At 61.8% G+C, this 15,108-nt stretch carries 15 protein-coding genes and 1 pseudogene; 6 read left to right on the top strand and 10 right to left on the bottom strand.

All coding sequences use genetic code 11. The features are described from left to right. Positions 1-39 precede the first annotated feature (39 nt). Positions 40-261 (bottom strand): hypothetical protein, encoded by a 222-nt coding sequence (locus PQQ51_RS25590; protein WP_408499672.1) that lies wholly within the window; start codon positions 259-261, stop codon positions 40-42. Positions 262-513: 252 nt separating this feature from the next. On the opposite strand from PQQ51_RS25590, the gene PQQ51_RS25585 reads away from it, so the two are divergent. The 3 genes from PQQ51_RS25585 (at position 514) to PQQ51_RS25575 (ending at position 2,897) form a co-directional block, all read left to right on the top strand. Further along, positions 514-1,326 carry an ABC transporter substrate-binding protein gene (locus PQQ51_RS25585; protein ID WP_408499671.1) on the top strand — a complete coding sequence of 271 codons (813 nt, stop codon included), beginning with the start codon at positions 514-516 and terminating at the stop codon, positions 1,324-1,326. 117 nt (positions 1,327-1,443) lie between these two features. Further along, positions 1,444-2,169 (top strand): amino acid ABC transporter permease, encoded by a 726-nt coding sequence (locus tag PQQ51_RS25580; RefSeq protein WP_408499670.1) that lies wholly within the window; start codon positions 1,444-1,446, stop codon positions 2,167-2,169. A gap of 2 nt (positions 2,170-2,171) precedes the next feature. Further along, positions 2,172-2,897, top strand: a complete 726-nt coding sequence (locus PQQ51_RS25575; protein WP_408499669.1) for an amino acid ABC transporter permease — start codon at positions 2,172-2,174, stop codon at positions 2,895-2,897. Between the two features lie 12 nt (positions 2,898-2,909). Here the strand turns inward: PQQ51_RS25575 and PQQ51_RS25570 are convergent, their stop codons facing one another. The 8 genes from PQQ51_RS25570 to PQQ51_RS25535 all read right to left on the bottom strand — a co-directional run bounded on the left by PQQ51_RS25570 (position 2,910) and on the right by PQQ51_RS25535 (position 11,379). Further along, on the bottom strand, positions 2,910-3,983 hold the full coding sequence (locus PQQ51_RS25570; RefSeq protein ID WP_408499668.1) for a glycosyltransferase family 2 protein: 1,074 nt from the start codon (positions 3,981-3,983) through the stop codon (positions 2,910-2,912). 214 nt (positions 3,984-4,197) lie between these two features. Further along, a complete protein-coding gene (locus PQQ51_RS25565) occupies positions 4,198-4,377 on the bottom strand; it encodes a hypothetical protein (protein WP_408499667.1) in 180 nt (59 codons plus the stop codon). 103 nt (positions 4,378-4,480) lie between these two features. Beyond that, positions 4,481-5,497, bottom strand: a complete 1,017-nt coding sequence (locus PQQ51_RS25560) for a Gfo/Idh/MocA family protein (protein ID WP_408499665.1) — start codon at positions 5,495-5,497, stop codon at positions 4,481-4,483. A 33-nt stretch (positions 5,498-5,530) separates the two neighbouring features. Beyond that, positions 5,531-6,436: a helix-turn-helix domain-containing protein gene (locus PQQ51_RS25555; RefSeq protein WP_408499664.1), complete on the bottom strand. Its 906-nt coding sequence runs from the start codon at positions 6,434-6,436 to the stop codon at positions 5,531-5,533. A gap of 152 nt (positions 6,437-6,588) precedes the next feature. Then, the gene (locus PQQ51_RS25550; RefSeq protein ID WP_408499663.1) at positions 6,589-7,569 is read right to left on the bottom strand and encodes a hypothetical protein; all 981 of its coding nucleotides are present in this window, start codon (positions 7,567-7,569) and stop codon (positions 6,589-6,591) included. A gap of 158 nt (positions 7,570-7,727) precedes the next feature. Next, entirely contained in the window at positions 7,728-8,963 is a 1,236-nt protein-coding gene (locus tag PQQ51_RS25545) for an ABC transporter substrate-binding protein (RefSeq protein WP_408499741.1), read from the bottom strand. Positions 8,964-9,073: 110 nt separating this feature from the next. Further along, a complete protein-coding gene (locus tag PQQ51_RS25540) occupies positions 9,074-10,318 on the bottom strand; it encodes a DUF1479 domain-containing protein (protein ID WP_408499662.1) in 1,245 nt (414 codons plus the stop codon). 143 nt (positions 10,319-10,461) lie between these two features. After that, a complete protein-coding gene (locus PQQ51_RS25535) occupies positions 10,462-11,379 on the bottom strand; it encodes a LysR family transcriptional regulator (protein ID WP_408499661.1) in 918 nt (305 codons plus the stop codon). A gap of 254 nt (positions 11,380-11,633) precedes the next feature. On the opposite strand from PQQ51_RS25535, the gene PQQ51_RS25530 reads away from it, so the two are divergent. Further along, positions 11,634-12,413: an SDR family NAD(P)-dependent oxidoreductase gene (locus tag PQQ51_RS25530; RefSeq protein ID WP_408499660.1), complete on the top strand. Its 780-nt coding sequence runs from the start codon at positions 11,634-11,636 to the stop codon at positions 12,411-12,413. 16 nt (positions 12,414-12,429) lie between these two features. Here the strand turns inward: PQQ51_RS25530 and PQQ51_RS25525 are convergent, their stop codons facing one another. Next, on the bottom strand, positions 12,430-13,935 hold the full coding sequence (locus tag PQQ51_RS25525) for a DHA2 family efflux MFS transporter permease subunit (RefSeq protein WP_408499658.1): 1,506 nt from the start codon (positions 13,933-13,935) through the stop codon (positions 12,430-12,432). Between the two features lie 86 nt (positions 13,936-14,021). On the opposite strand from PQQ51_RS25525, the gene PQQ51_RS25520 reads away from it, so the two are divergent. Next, on the top strand, positions 14,022-14,882 hold the full coding sequence (locus PQQ51_RS25520; RefSeq protein ID WP_408499656.1) for a LysR family transcriptional regulator: 861 nt from the start codon (positions 14,022-14,024) through the stop codon (positions 14,880-14,882). Between the two features lie 78 nt (positions 14,883-14,960). After that, a pseudogene (locus tag PQQ51_RS25515) lies at positions 14,961-15,098 on the top strand (hypothetical protein); the annotation flags it as partial. Positions 15,099-15,108: the final 10 nt, after the last annotated feature.

The following is a 15,108-nucleotide window of genomic DNA, read 5'->3' as shown; positions in this document are numbered from 1 at the left end:
GCACGGATAACCCGGCCGCCGTTTTTTTTGCCGTTCATTTCACGCTACCACGATCTCCGTGCCCAACGCATGCAGCAGATCGCGCAGCGCCTCGGCCTGCGCCATCTTCGCGCTGCTGCGCAAGTGAATCTGCACGGCGCGCCCCGTGATCCCTTCGACAGGATGCGCGAGCCACAACTCCACAGCGAGCCCCAGTCCTTCGGGCTGATTGACGGCTACCGGTTCAATCACACGCGGCTTGAAACAGGCACTGTCGGACATGGCGAATCACCTCCGGGCTGATGACGGTACGAGACCATCGTAGTCAGCGACGCGCGCTGCACCAAGCGACAAATACGCGTTTGCTAATCAGCGGATGCTTAGCAGAAAACCCGCTTATTACAGGAACATTTCTTGGTTCGTCGGTGGCGTTGCCGCTGCTAAGGTGGCGACCATGCGCGGTGGCGGATGAAAAACACCGAAGCACCCGCACAGGTATCGGCACACGCTCCAACACAAAAGAGGTTCATAAAAATGAAATCGAAAACACTCGCCGCCTTGGTCATGGGCCTGACGCTGACGGTATCCGGCCTCGCGCATGCCGATCGTCTCGACGACATCAAGAAAGCCGGCGTGCTGCGCGTCGCCACGTTCGACAGCAATCCGCCGTTCGGTTACGTCGATTCGACGAGCAACCACATCGTCGGTCTGGATGTCGACTATGCGAAGGCGCTTGCCGACAAGCTCGGCGTGAAGCTCGAATTGCAACCGACCAACCCGGCCAACCGCATTCCGTTCCTGACGTCGAAGAAAGTGGATCTGGTGCTCGCCAACTTCACGATCACCGACGAGCGCGCGAAGCAGGTCGATTTCAGCATTCCGTATTTCTCGTCGGGCCAGCAGTTCCTCGCGAAGAAGGGTGTGCTGAAGTCGGCGGATCAGATCAACAGCCTTCGCGTGGGCGCCGACAAGGGCACCACGAACGAAATCACGGTGCGCGAGAAATTCCCGCAAGCGACGATCGTCGCGTACGACGACACGCCGTTCGCCTTCGCGGCCTTGCGTGCCGGCAACGTCCAGGCGATCACGCAGGACGGTCCGAAGCTGGTCGGTCTGCTCGCCAACGTGCCGGACAAGCAGAACTACGAAATCCCGGCGTTCACGATCTCGAACGACTACATGGGCGTGGGGATTCCGAAGGGCGAGACGCGTCTCGTCAGTTTCGTGAACGACACGCTGAAGGGCCTCGAAGCCGACGGTTCGGCCGCGAAGATTTACGACCGCTGGTTCGGTCCGCAAACGAAAACGCCGCTCGCGCGCATTTTCAAAATCGGCGACAAGACCTGAGCGTCTCGACGCTCCAGACTTTGCGTCGTTGACGTTGACGTTGACGCAAGCAAAGAAACGGGCACGCCGGCAGCGTGCCCGTCGGCGTTTTTATCCGGACAAGTTGCAGGTTGAAAGATGCAGGCGTGGCTCGCTCCAAAGTATCTGATGTGGTTATGGCAAGGCTTCGGCGTGACGCTCGGCCTTTCGTTGACGGTCGCCTGTGCGGCCACGGCGCTCGGCTTCGTGCTGGCGATAGCACGCCACGCGCGCTATCGTCCGCTGCGTCACGCGACGACTGCGTACGTGACCGCGTTTCGCAATACGCCGTTGCTCGTGCAACTGTTCTTCTGGTACTTCGGCGCGGCGACGCTGATGCCCGATGCGCTGATGCAGTGGTTGAACACGCCGCATAGCGTGCAACTCGGCGCGATCGCGCTGCGCTGGCCTTCGTTCGAGTTCGTCGCGGGGTGGGTCGGGTTGACCTGCTACACGGCGGCCTTCATCGCCGAAGAGTTTCAGGCGGGATTGCGCGGCGTGCCGGTGGGGCAGCATCATGCGGCCGCGGCGCTCGGTCTCACGCCGTTGCAGGCGTTCCGACATATCGTGTTGCCGCAGGCGGTGCGCATTTCGTTGCCGCCGCTGTTCGGACAGTACATGAACCTCGTGAAAAACACCGCGCTGACAATGGCGATCGGCCTCGCCGAATTGTCGTATGCGTCGCGTCAGGTGGAGACCGAAACCTTCAAGACCTTCGAGGCGTTCGGCGTCGCGACGGTGCTGTATATCCTCGCCGTTGCATTGATCGAAGCTGTCTCGCACACGCTCGCGCATGCGCGTGACCGTTCTTTGGCGAGGCGCTGAACATGACGTGGACACTGATCGCCAATAACCTGCCGTATCTGCTGGTCGGCGCGTTTCCGCAAGGACCGCTCGGCGGCGCTGCGTTGACGCTGGTGCTTGCCGTGTGCTCGGCGTTGGCTTCGGCGGTGCTCGGCGTTGGGGGTGGGATTGCGCTCGCGATGGCAGGCCGCATCGCTCGCGTACCGTTGCTGTTCGTGATCGGCTTCTTTCGTGCGATCCCGGTGCTGATGCTGATTTTCTGGACGTATTTCCTGCTGCCGATGCTGTTCCATGTCGACGTGCCGGGACTCGCGACGGTGGTCTGCGCGCTTTCGCTGATCGGCGGCGCGTATCTCGCGCATTCGGTGCATGCGGGGATTCGCGCGGTCGGCGACGCGCAGTGGCAAGCCGGGCTGTCGCTCGGTCTCACGCGGATGCAAACGCTGCGCTACGTGCTGCTGCCGCAGGCGATGCGGATCATGGCGCCGTCGTTCGTGAATCAATGGGTGTCGCTGGTGAAGGACACGTCGCTCGCGTATATCGTCGGCGTCGGCGAATTGTCGTTTGTCGCGACGCAGGTCAGCAACCGCCTGATGATCTATCCCGCGCAGATATTTCTGTTCGTCGGCTTCATCTATCTGGTGCTGTGCACCGCGCTCGATCGCATCGCGAGCTTTGCGTTGACGCGGCGCAAGCAGGTCGGGCAGACACGTGCGCCTGCTGCCGCGCAAGCGCTCCCCAACGACTGACGACGTAAAAACCTAGATCAACTCCGACCGGTCGCCTACGAGGTCATTGACGAGTTCCGTCACGGCCGCGGCGGGCTCGGCGACCACCGAGGGCGCGGCCGCCACCACGGCCGCCACCGCAGCGCCATGGCGCGTCGCGAAGGCCGCGCGCGCGAGCATCAGCAGGTGGAAATAGAAGCGCTTGCTGAAGCCGTAGTGGTACGCGAACAGATGGCCGAACGCGATCTTCAGACCGGCGAGCGGCTGCTGGTTTCTCGCATGAACGGACACGACGATCGGCGCGAGCCGACGCAATGCGAGCCTGCGTGACGGCTCCAGTTGCGCGGGCAATGTCAGCGCCTTCACGAAGCCATACGCGCTGACCGTCGCGGCCACCGTGGTTCCGCGCGTGCTGTGCGAGATCGAGGTCGCGGTCTTCCGATACACCGACACGTACTCGTGCAGATAGAACACATTGCGCGCGGCGAGACACAGTTCGGTGCCGAAGACGAAATCGCAGCACATCCCGTACTGGTCCGTGTAGCCGATCCGCTTCACCAGCGCGGCGTCGGCCATCCAGCCGTTGTTCGGAAACATCTGGATCAGGCCGGTTCGGCCCGGCAACGGCTGCAGACCTTCGGCGTCTTTCGTGCGTCTAAACGCGGCGTTCAGGCGCGCGCTGGCTTCGGAATCGATTGCGCCTGTGTGGTCGGCTTCGTATTGATCGGCGAAGACCGCATCGAGTTGCGGATGAAGCGCCCACAGCGACACGAGCTTTTCGACGCCGTCGGTGGTGAGCAGATCGTCGTCGTGAATCAGCAGGATCTTGTCGCCCAGCGCGCGCTCGAACAGGCTCGCGACATTGCGTGCCTGGCCGAGCGGCGGCTGGTTCCTTTCATAACGCACGCGCGGCTCGTTCGCGTAGCGTGCCGTGATCAACTGCTCGGTGCGCGCGTCTTTCGAGTCGTCGCCGATCACGATTTCCAGGTTGCCATAACTTTGCGCGAGGCACGAGTCGATGCATTCCACCAGCAGATCAGGACGATTGCAGGTGGGCAGGCAAATGGAGACCCTTGGGGTATTCGAGGAAGCAGAGGAGATGGACATGAGCTACGCCTTTTTTATCTGTTGAGGGGCGGCAGCTGGTTCGCTTGGCGCACACGTCGCTGCAAGCGGGAAAATAGTCCATTGAAAGAAAAAAATAATGGGTAATAAATCGGAAAAAAATGCTCTGGCTCTGAAAGGGGTGTGAAGGGGAAAAATTGCGCGGCTTTGCTGCGAAAACGCAGCAAAGCCGCTTCTAGGCTAGCGTTTAAATATTTCAGCTCACTGACGGTTCACCCTCGCCGGGTTGCTTGCCGGGTCGGTCCGCGGGCGATTGATCGCGCCCTTCATCGTGGCGCTCGGGCAGCTTGCTTTTTTCGTTGTCGCTATGTGTGGCCGGTTGCGGATGTTCGATATCCGTCGGATCGGTTGCGGTGGTTTCCTTGGTGGCGCTCATGACGTGCTCCGTGGTTTGAGGACACTGTCATTGCAGCAAGGCGCAGGCCCGGTATGTCCACCGCGCATGCGCCTGTTTCCGTCGACTTGTCGCCCCGACGCGGCTAGCGCCCAAACTGGGACGCGACGCGGACATGCTCCCCGGTTTCGGCCGACTTCGTGAGGGCGAGGGCGGTGACGAGCGAACGATAGCCGTCCGCACCGGTTGCCGCGGGCGCCTGTCCGTCGTTGATCGCGCGATGAAATTCCGCCACGGACGTCACGTACAGATCGCCATGCGCGATGTCGAAAGTCTCGGTGCCGCTTGCGGTGCGCAACGACACTTCGCCGACTGCGCGCTGGGTCATCACGTCGCGCGCAAACAGGGAGCCGGTCGTGCCGTGAACTTCGAGACCGGTCGATGCATACGGAACCGTGAACGCATCGTGGATCTGCGCGAGCACGCCTTTCCTGAAGCGGATGATCCCCATCACGCCATCGGCAAGACCGGCGCCGCCCAGTGTTCCTGAAGACGTCATCGCGCTGGCTTCAACCGGTTCGTCGTCCAGAATGAAGCGTAACGTGTCGACGTCGTGGACTGAAATGTCCAGGATGACACCGCCTCCTGCATCCGGGCTCTCGACGCGCCAGCCGCGCAGATGCGGTGGCAAGGAAACCGCATGAAAAACGCGCGCATAGAGCGGCGTTCCCAGCGCACCGCCCGTCACGAGCTCCCGTATTTTCCGATGCGACGCCGCACAACGCAGATGATGGTTCGTGCCCAGCACGACCCGCTGCGCGGCGCAGGCTTCGATCATCTGCCCGGCATCGTCGGGCGCGAGCGCCAACGGCTTTTCGCACAGCACGTGTTTATGAGCGTTCGCCGCGGCCAGTACCTGCGTCAGATGTTTTTCATTGGTACTGCTGATATAAACGGCGTCAATAGCGGGGTCGGCGAGGACGGCGGCGAGATCCGTTGAAAAAGACGGAATGCCGTGCTTCTGTGCGAACTCACGGGCGCGCTCGGCACTCCCGCTCACGATCGTTTCGATGACGCCATCCGGTTGTGAGCGGATAGCGTTGACCATCCACTCGTCGGCGATGGTGCTGGCGCCGATGAGCGCCCAGCGGATATTGGACATGGTGTGTTCTCATTGAAACAACGTGAAATCCGGTCAATGCTTCGAGCGGGTGCCGGGGCGGCGCGTCGCGCCGATCAATTCCCGATGGCGCTTGCGGAACTGGCTGGGCGACTCTCCCTTGACTCGTGCGAATTGGCGATTGAACAAGGATAGGTTTGAATAACCACATTCCACCGCGATATCCGCAATTTTCCGGTCGGCGTGCAGCAATAGCGCGCAGGCCCGCCCTAAGCGCAGCCGCACGATATAGTCGGTGAAAGTGGTGCAGGTGTGCCGATTGAACATCCGGTGAAACGCAGAGACGCTGACGCAGGCAAGATCGGCCACATCGGAAACGATAAGCCGCTCCGTATAGTGCGCGTGGAGATGTTCGAGCACCCGGGTGATCCGTGGGTCGTCCGGCTGCGTCCGTGCGCTGACCACAGGCGTGTTCGCCAGCACCAGTGCGTCGGTATCCCTGCATATCGTCAGTAGCACTTCCATCAGGAGCAGCAGTCGCTGTGACGGCGACGCGTCCGGCATGGACTCGATCAACGGTCGAACGATCGAACGGGTCTTGTCGCCGAAGCAAACCCCTTGCGCCGCCGCTGCCGAGAACAATGCTTCTATGCCTGACAGTTCGGGCAGGAGGGCGACGAGGCTTCGAGCCCATTGCTCGCTGAACTTGATGACCAGCGCGACATGGGGCGCATCTTTGTCAAGCGGCTCCTGCGAACACCAGCTATGGGGCAGACAGGGTCCGACGAGCACCAGGTCTCCGTCGGTGTACACGTCCACATCGCTGCCTATGTACCGATGCCCCAGGCTGTTCAGCGTCAGCGTGAGTTCGTATTCCGGATGGTAGTGCCACTCGAACGGAATTCCATCGGGCAACTGACGATGTTCAAATGCCCAGGACGCTCCATCATTAGGCACAATCTTGACAAAGACCGCTCGCATGGCAACACGTACTATAAGAGTGAGGTGGAACGACGCAGTAGTATGAAGAGTGCCACAAAGTCAGCGCGACACCAGACGGAAAGACCCTGATTTGCGGGTTCGCCGCGCATCTCGAACGCACGCCCACCGCAGCTCGGCGATCGCGTTCCAACTTATATGGGCCGAGCGGAAATCCGATATCGAATGGTGCGCGGTGTTTCGACGAGAAACCGCAATCCCGAGCGTTCTGCGAGCGGATGATTCCGGGGCGGGACCACGACGCGCCCGAGGTCGAAGAAGCTGTTTGCCGGTTCAACGCCGAGTGCAAAGTTTTTCCCGCACCACGGTTCGTGTTTGCGGCCGCCGTTGCTGATCCACAGCAACGCATCCGGAAGCTCTTCCGTGTTCCAGTCGAGTAAAACGTCGGCGCCGCTTGCTGGGTATCTCAAGACGAACGGCGGCTCGCAGCCTGCGATCTGGACGATTTCTTCGGTTGCTGCCGTCAACGGCAGATGTGTCGCATCCAGCGGCCCGGTTTCAGTTGGCAGAGCACTTGGAGAGGCGGCCGTGCGATTCGCCAGGACTTTCGACACGCCCGGCTCGACAGGAGCAGGGTAGCTATGTATTCCCTGATGAGGGCAACCAATAATCTCAACGCCCTCGACCGGGACCGCGAACGTAGGATGGAGCGCAAAGGGCAAGACGATTTCGCGCCGGGCGTGAACCGTCAGCGAAATGTCCAGCGCCGCTGCGTCTGGATCGACTTTGATGACGCGCTCCACACGCTCGATTTCTCCATCTTCCGGGTAATCGATGCGCAGGCTGAGTGAGTGCGAAGTACGGTCTACGAGTTGCCAGAAGTTGTTCGATCCGTAGCCATGATTGCAGTCGTCGGAAGGGTGCCGCGGCTCGAATCCTGGCGGCAGACCTTCGGGGGCGTTCACCGTGCCAAACGGCAGACACGGCCACTCGCCGCGCAAGGCTCGCATCATTCCCGGCCAGCGCGCGTCGTCTTTCCACGGGGCGACGTAAAGCGGCGACACGCTTTTGCCGCCGCCGAGATCAAACCGCACAGGCCCGAGCATCGCGCCGAGCGACTGGACCGTCGCTTCGCCGTGCTCCCACTTCAGCGTCCATCGGTCAATGGTATGCATGGATCTGTTTTGTCCAGAAGTCGCTGGGCCAGCGAACGTGTCAGCGAATGCGTCAACGAAAAAAGGCTCGCCCAGAAGACAGGCGAGCTAAGTTCACATGCTGGAGACATGGAAGAGATGTTCCGACCGCTTATGTGATAGTGCGGAAATAACCTGCATTACTTGACCTTGGCGGCCGCAGCCACTTTGCGCACGGCTTCTTGCGGATCCTCGTTCGAGTTCATGAAGTGGGTGACGACATCGCTAATCGCGCCCGCCGTGGCTGACGGCTGAAGATCCCCGAAGGCCAACGACGGAAAGAACGAATTGGATTTGATCGCGGCTTGCTCGGCAGCGAATGATTTCTTCGCGCAGTTGTCGAACTTGCTCATTGAAACATCCTGTCTGACCGGAATCGAACCTTTGTACAGGCTGAACTGCTCCTGGAAGCCGGGGGACATGATCGTTTTGGCCAACGCAAGCTGTCCGGGCGTCGCTTCCTTTTTGCCGTTCTGCTGGAAGAACACAAACGAATCCACTGTGTAGGTGAAGGCGTTCGACGTACCCGGCGCGGCCGCGCAGATATAGTCCACGTCCGCCTGTTTGTTCGCATTCGCGAACTCGCCTTTCGCCCAGTCGCCCATGAACTGCATCCCGCCCGAACCGTTGATGACCATGGCGGTTGCGAGATTCCAGTCGCGACCGGTCGAGCTTTTGTCGAAGTAGCCCTGGATCTTTCGGACAATCTGGAACACCTGCAACATCTGGGGCGAGGTCAATGTTTTCTGGTCGAGATCGACCATGGCCTTGCGATAGAAATCCGCGCCCTGAGAAAGCGCAACCGTCTCCCAGATGGTCATGTCCTGCCACGGCTGGCCGCCGCGAGCGACAGGAGTCATGCCGGCCGCGCGAAACTTGTCCGCGAGCGCGAAGAACTCCGGCCAGGTGGCAGGCGGCTTACCGCCGACTTTATCGAGGTCGGCTTTATTGATCCACAGCCAGTTGATTCGGTGTACGGAGAAAGGCGCGGCCATGTAGTGGCCGTTTGCCTGCATGGTCTTGCTGACTTGCGCCGGCAGTTGGGCTTTCCAGTCGGTAGCGGCTTTGTCGATATCGACCAGCACGCCCTGATCGGCCCATTCCCGTATCGACGGCCCCTTGATCTGTGCAGCAGACGGCGCATTACCTGACATGACCTGCGTCTTCAGCGCGGTCATGGCCGCCGCACCCGCTCCTCCGGCCACCGCGAAGTCTTTCCACACATAGCCTTGCTTATCCATGTCGTCCTTCAGCACCCGGATCGCCTTCGATTCGCCGCCCGAGGTCCACCAGTGCAGGACTGAAATCTGTTCGGCGCCCAACGCAGCATGCGTTCCCGCCACGAGCAGCGTCATTGCCGTCGCAATCGATGTCATTGATCGTTTCATTGCAGTCTCCGGTTTTATTTATTGATTGCATGCCGCGTTCACACGAGGTGAACGCAGGTCATGCGCTTTCATGCGCGTGCAAAACGTCTTGTGTCGAACTACAGGTCAAATCCAAGCTGCGCTTTACCGGTCGGAGTCAGGTCGTTCGCCGTGGCGCGCCCGGTGAAATCGACCTCGAAGTTGTCGGCCGGAAAGTCGGGGGGACTTTCGCCCGTCAGAAAGCTCGGTAACTGGCGCTTCAGGTACACATCGTTTTTGTCGCAGCCGGGCGCGGAGGCGATGTACATCACATTGCTGTAGCCCGCGCCGTTGTGTTCGTCTTCGACCGCATGGATGACGTCGGCGTGCCAGAAGACGGTATCGCCCGCTTCCATTTGAGGAATCGACGACAGCGCGTCGAACAGCGGTGCATGAAATTCCGGCCTGATCGAAAGTGCGCGTCCAGGCATTGCACCGCAGAGGTCGTCGTCGGCAATGTCGTCCTGCAGCGCGCGCAGCAGGATATACGCCATCGAATTGGCGATCGGAACGATCTGCAGCGTGCCGTCGCCGGGCCCTTGCGGCGTCAATGCAGTCCAGCCCTGGAAAGTGCGGAACATCGAGCATACCGCCGGCGATTCGATCTCCTGAACATCGGGCCGAAAAGCGGCATCGAACGGATCGTAGTCACGCCATTTGCCGGCGAACACGTGGCGGTAGACCTTCCTGAAATTGGCTTCGATCCAGCGCTCGACGGAGCCGCCGTCGCAATGCGGCGACAAGCCGAGCGACGCCGATCCTGGCGGCCGGCGGCGCATACGGTCCGCGTAGGCGGGTACGCGATCCGGGTCGAAGTGCACGCGGCCTTCGCTTTCGTTGCGCCACAGCCGGTTCAGGAACACGCGCGCATCGGTCAACGACGCCGACTCGCGGGCCAGCACCTGCGGCTTTGACCAGTACACTCCGTAAATTTGCGGTTTGCTGGATGCGAGTTGGCCGAAGTATTTGTCTTCGGCGCGGCTTTCGAGGCGCTTGTCGAGGTTATTGCGTTCGACGTAATCGGCGATGTCGTGATCCCAACTCTCCACGAGCGTGCGCGGGAAAACCTGTCGGATCACGCAGGCGCCGCGCGATTTGACGAGCGCAATCTGCTCGGCGCTAACGCGGCCTTCGGCGATGTCGGAAAACTGGATCTCGGGAATGACGTTCTCGCCGCGCTCCCGCTGTGCCACGATCCGTTTCGCCTCGGCGACGATCGCGGCTTCCAGTTCCGTGAACGCCTCCCGGTAGTTCGGCAACTGAGCGCGCAGTTCCTTTTTGGCCGCGCGGATAGCGCTCGGCAAATCTTCGATGACTAACGCCATGACCGTCTCCGTATTGGTTTGATATGCCGGAGGATATGACGGTCGTGAGCGTCGAAGTGATACTATCCGCGCGTTTTATATGCGCATTCTGCTGTCAAAGGCCAAGGCGGACGGTGGGTTCAGAGAGGAATGGTGGTCCGGGCCTAACCGATCGCGCCGCCGGTCACCGAAACAATGAAATCAAAAAACGCCCGTACTTTCGCGGGCGGATGATGCCGCGAAGGGTAGAGCGCGTACAACGGATACAACTCATCCCCCCAGTCGGGAAACAACTCGACGAGCTTCCCATTGGCCAGCAAGCCCTCGGCGCCAAGCGCAAGAATCTGCGCGACCCCCTGGCCCGCGACGCACACGCTATGCAATGTGCCGACATCGTTGACGGTCAAGCGTCCCTGCGGCGCGATTACGATCGTCTTGCGGCTACGATGAAACTCCCAGCTAAATGGGTAGCCGGTCTGCGGGTCGCGAAACTTGATGCACACGTGCTTACCCGATTCGAGGTCGGTCGGCGTCACCGGATGGCCATATTTCTTCAGATACGACGGCGCAGCCACGGTCAGAATCCGCGTGTCCAGCAACTTGCGCGCAATCAGCGTCGAAACCGGCGGCTCGCCGAAACGGATCGCGAGATCGAAACCTTCCCCAACCATGTCGCCCAGCTGATCGCGCGTGATCATTTCAAGCTGCAAGTCCGGATGCTTGTCGACAAAGCTTCCCAACCGCGGCCCCAGCACGAGACGCGAGAAGAACGGGTCCATGTTCACCCGCAAACGTCCGCGCACGGCCGTTGCCCCTTGCGCCGCCGAAGCCGCCGCTTCCTCCAGGCCGCCGAGCAACGGCACGATCTGCTCGTAAAAACGCCGGCCTTCGTCGGTTAGCGTCACCGAGCGCGTGGTGCGGTCGAAAAGGCGGATGCCCAGCCGTGCCTCGAGTCGCGCGACCGAACGGCTCACGCCCGACTGCGACATGTCGAGCGCTTCGCCCGCCGCCGCGAAACTGCCGCAGTCGACGATCGCCGTCAACACCCCCATGCCATTCAGCATGCGTTCATCAAATGGCATGATGATCTGCCCCTTTCGTGGATTTCATGCATCGCATGCTAACGCGAAAACCCGTTCGAACGCAGGCCTTTCCGTGCGCAAACGCCATCCGGATGCGTCGATCGATGACATGTGGTCATAAGCAGAATGACAGAAACGCTCTCGCGTCAAGCGCGCAATCGACGCTAATGTGAGCGAAGTCGCCGGATTCATTGACACCATACGGTTTCCGTCATGCATCTGGCATATCGACGGCTTTTATGGAGATCGCCATCATGTCGCGTGTTTTTATTACCGGTTCCGCCGACGGACTCGGCCAGATGGCCGCCCGTCTTCTGGTCGATGCCGGCCATCGGGTGGTTTTGCATGGGCGCAACGCCGAGCGCGCCGAACAGGCGCTGCAAGCGGTGCCTGGCGCCGAAGCCGTAGTAGTGGGGGACTTGTCCAGCATTGCGGCGACCGTCGACGTCGCCGAACAGGTGAACCAGCTCGGCCATTTCGACGCGGTGATTCACAACGCGGCGGTCGGCTATCAGGAGCCGCGCCGGATTGCGACCGTCGACGGTTTGCCGCATGTATTCGCGGTCAATACGCTCTCGCCTTATGTGCTGACGGCTTTGATCGCACAGCCCAAACGTCTCGTCTATCTCAGTTCGAAGCTGCATCTCGACGGCGACGCGAGCCTCGACGATCTGACCTGGGAACAGCGAGCGTGGCAGGGTACGGCGGCCTATTCGGACTCGAAACTGCACGACGTGCTGCTCGCGTTTGCAATCGCGCGCCGCTGGCCGCGGGTGTTGTCGAATGCGTTGGAGCCGGGTTGGGTCGCGACGAAGATGGGGGGAGCCGGTGCGCCCGATGATTTGCAGGCGGCGCCGAAAACCCAGGTGTGGCTCGCGGTCAGCGACGAACCCGCCGCGACCGTCAGCGGCGAATACTTCTATCACATGAAGCCGCAACGCACGCATCCGGCCGTGCATGACGTCGCCGTGCAGGAACGACTGATCGAAGCCTGCGAGGCGTTGTCGGGGATTCGCTTGCCGGATGCGGATTGACGAGCAGCGCTTTAACTCAGCGTCCCGCGCCTTGCGCCGTCTGCCCGCTCGCTGCGCGGGCGGGCGGCGCTTCGTCGAGATGACGGAAGATCCACGCTGAGATCAGCGTGATTACGCCGACGCACGCGAAGCTCAGCCGGAAGCCGAGCGCGGGCGAACCCCACTGCGCGGAGAACAGATTCACGAGGCCGCCGCCGATCGATACGCCGAGACCGATCGCGAGCATCTGCACCATCGAAAACAGGCTGTTGCCGCTACCCGCATCTTCATGCGAGAGCCCTTTGAGCGTGACGCTGTTCATCGCCGCGAACTGCATCGAGTTGGCCGCGCCGAATACCGCGAGAATCGCGATCTCGACGACGAGCGGCGTGCCGCGCGTAATCAGTGCGAACGCAACGATCGCCGAGCCGACGATCACCGTGTTGACGAGCAGGAACGCGTCGTAGCCGTAACGGCGCACGAGCGGCGCGATCCAGCGTTTAGCGACGGTGCCGGCAAGCGCCGCGGGCAGCATCATCAGCCCGGAATGCAGCGGCGAATAGCCCAGTTGCAATTGCAGCAGCAAAGGCACGAGAAAGGGCACGGCGCTCGAACCGATCCGGCACACCAGATTGCCGATCAGGCCGACGCTGAAATTCGGCTCGCTGAACAGCGACAGTTTGAACAACGGATTGCGGCGGCGTTTTGCGTGCGGAATATAAGCGAGCGCGCTGACCACGGCGAGCGCGAACAGTCCCGCCGACCACGCGACGCGATGCGTCTCCACCGGCGAATCGACGGCGAGCGAAAACGCGATCATGCACAGCGACAGCATCGCGCAGCCGATGAAGTCGAACGGCGGCGCCTGAGTTTCACCATGCGCGGGCAAATAGCGCTGCACTGCGTACAGTCCGACCGCGCCGATCGGCACATTGATCAGAAAAATCCAGTGCCACGTGGCCGCCTCGACGAACCAGCCGCCGAGCGTCGGCCCGGCGATCGGCCCCAACTGGCCGGCCACCGAAATGAACGCCAGCGCCGCCACGTATTGTTCGCCGGAGACGCTGCGCAATACCGCGAGCCGTCCGATCGGCAGCAGCATCGAGCCGCCTAGCCCTTGCAGCACCCGCGCCATCACCAGTTGACCGAGTGTATGGGCGCTCGCGCAGCAGATCGAGCCGAGCACGAAGATCAAAATGGCGACGAAATAGACGCGCCGCGTGCCGAAGCGGTCGGCGAGCCAGCCCGAAGCGGGCGTGAGCATTGCCATGGTCAGCGTGTACGCGACCACGATCGGCTGCATCGCGAGCGGTGCGACATGCAGGCTGTGCGCGATCGACGGCAACGCCGTGTTGACGATGGTCGTGTCGAGCGACTGCATGAAGAAACCGGCGGCGACGATCCAGAGCAGCGCGGTGTGGGCGGAATCCTTGGTCATTTTCAGCAGGCGGCGGCGTCCGGTTCGGTGCTTGCGATACTTCAGCCGTGAAGTACGCGAGGAGACGGCGGCGGGGCGCGGGGCATTCGTTGGGGATGCCGTCATGATATTGTCATCGCGGTCAATCGGGAACCCCGCTAAGGGCTCTGACTGTTATCGACTTTGCCGATAAGCAGCGCGACAATGGCGCCATGCTCAATCCCATCTGGCTCAAAACCTTCGCGACGGTCGCGTCCTGTCATAGCTTCACCGAGGCGGGGCGTCAGCTCGATCTCACGCAATCGAGCGTCAGCGAACACATCCGCCGTCTCGAAGAGAGCGTCGGCCGGCGTCTGTTCGTGCGCGACACCCATTCGCTCGCGATGACCCCGGACGGCGAGGCGATGCTCGCGCACGCGAGCGTGATCCTGCAGGCGCTCGCGCGGGCCGAATCGCAGTTTCGCGGGCCGCGCCTGAAAGGGCGCGTGCGGCTCGGTTCGTCGGACGATATCGCGCTCGGGCCGCTGCCCACGGTGCTGGCGGCCTTTCGCGACGCCCATCCGGACGTCGAACTGGAAATCACGATCGGTATGACGGGCAAGCTGTACGAACTGCTCGACGCCGGGTCGATCGATCTGCTGGTCGGCAAGCGGCGGCTCGGCGATCGCCGCGGCGTGCCGCTCTTCACTGGACGCCTCGAGTGGCTGGCGCGCACGGGGACGCGTGTCGATCTTTCGCAGCCGCTGCCTTTGATCCTCGTCGCCGAGCCGAGCGTGACGCGCGCGGTCGTGCTGGACGCGCTCGCCGAAGCGGGGTTCAGCTGGCAGGTGGTGTGTACGAGCAGCAGTCACTCGGGTTGTATCGCGGCTGCGCGCGGTGGGTTGGGCATCACCGTGCGTCCGCAGTATCTGGCCGCGCGCGGGCTCGCGCCGCCGCTGAATGCGGTCAGTTTGCCGAGCTTGCCATCGGTGGAATTCATTGCGCTCGCAGCGAGGCGACTGAGCCGGCCGGCGGGCACGCTGCTGCAATTGCTGCACGACAGCGATTTGCGCGGCTCGTGGATCGGCGAATAGCGGTGTGGTTCAGGCGTCGCGCCGGTCGACCCGGAGTTCTACGGCGACCATCCGGCGCTCGATCTTCTCAATACCGTCGTGCAGCAGGACGGCGGCCCCGTCGACCTTTGGCAAAGCGACGCTGACGTGCTGCGCTGGCTCGCCCGCCAGCATCTGCATGAAGAAGGGCGTGCAGCGAGGCACGCGCGACTGAAACCCGGCGCATTGCTCGGCGCCGCTGGTGCAG

Source organism: Paraburkholderia xenovorans, assembly GCF_046030735.1.
GTDB classification, from domain to species: Bacteria; Pseudomonadota; Gammaproteobacteria; order Burkholderiales; family Burkholderiaceae; genus Paraburkholderia; species Paraburkholderia xenovorans_A.
Note: the sequence above shows the minus strand (reverse complement) of the source record. Positions and strands in the feature narration are given on the sequence as shown.

What these genes read in the sequence shown, in the direction of transcription:
- PQQ51_RS25580 (WP_408499670.1), top strand. Translation starts at nt 1,444, where the DNA reads ATGCAGGCGTGGCTCGCTCCAAAGTATCTGATGTGGTTATGGCAAGGC.
- PQQ51_RS25525 (WP_408499658.1), bottom strand. Translation starts at nt 13,935, where the DNA reads ATGACGGCATCCCCAACGAATGCCCCGCGCCCCGCCGCCGTCTCCTCG.
- PQQ51_RS25530 (WP_408499660.1), top strand. Translation starts at nt 11,634, where the DNA reads ATGTCGCGTGTTTTTATTACCGGTTCCGCCGACGGACTCGGCCAGATG.
- PQQ51_RS25585 (WP_408499671.1), top strand. Translation starts at nt 514, where the DNA reads ATGAAATCGAAAACACTCGCCGCCTTGGTCATGGGCCTGACGCTGACG.
- PQQ51_RS25560 (WP_408499665.1), bottom strand. Translation starts at nt 5,497, where the DNA reads ATGTCCAATATCCGCTGGGCGCTCATCGGCGCCAGCACCATCGCCGAC.
- PQQ51_RS25535 (WP_408499661.1), bottom strand. Translation starts at nt 11,379, where the DNA reads ATGCCATTTGATGAACGCATGCTGAATGGCATGGGGGTGTTGACGGCG.
- PQQ51_RS25540 (WP_408499662.1), bottom strand. Translation starts at nt 10,318, where the DNA reads ATGGCGTTAGTCATCGAAGATTTGCCGAGCGCTATCCGCGCGGCCAAA.
- PQQ51_RS25570 (WP_408499668.1), bottom strand. Translation starts at nt 3,983, where the DNA reads ATGTCCATCTCCTCTGCTTCCTCGAATACCCCAAGGGTCTCCATTTGC.
- PQQ51_RS25550 (WP_408499663.1), bottom strand. Translation starts at nt 7,569, where the DNA reads ATGCATACCATTGACCGATGGACGCTGAAGTGGGAGCACGGCGAAGCG.
- PQQ51_RS25555 (WP_408499664.1), bottom strand. Translation starts at nt 6,436, where the DNA reads ATGCGAGCGGTCTTTGTCAAGATTGTGCCTAATGATGGAGCGTCCTGG.
- PQQ51_RS25520 (WP_408499656.1), top strand. Translation starts at nt 14,022, where the DNA reads ATGCTCAATCCCATCTGGCTCAAAACCTTCGCGACGGTCGCGTCCTGT.
- PQQ51_RS25590 (WP_408499672.1), bottom strand. Translation starts at nt 261, where the DNA reads ATGTCCGACAGTGCCTGTTTCAAGCCGCGTGTGATTGAACCGGTAGCC.
- PQQ51_RS25545 (WP_408499741.1), bottom strand. Translation starts at nt 8,963, where the DNA reads ATGACATCGATTGCGACGGCAATGACGCTGCTCGTGGCGGGAACGCAT.
- PQQ51_RS25575 (WP_408499669.1), top strand. Translation starts at nt 2,172, where the DNA reads ATGACGTGGACACTGATCGCCAATAACCTGCCGTATCTGCTGGTCGGC.
- PQQ51_RS25565 (WP_408499667.1), bottom strand. Translation starts at nt 4,377, where the DNA reads ATGAGCGCCACCAAGGAAACCACCGCAACCGATCCGACGGATATCGAA.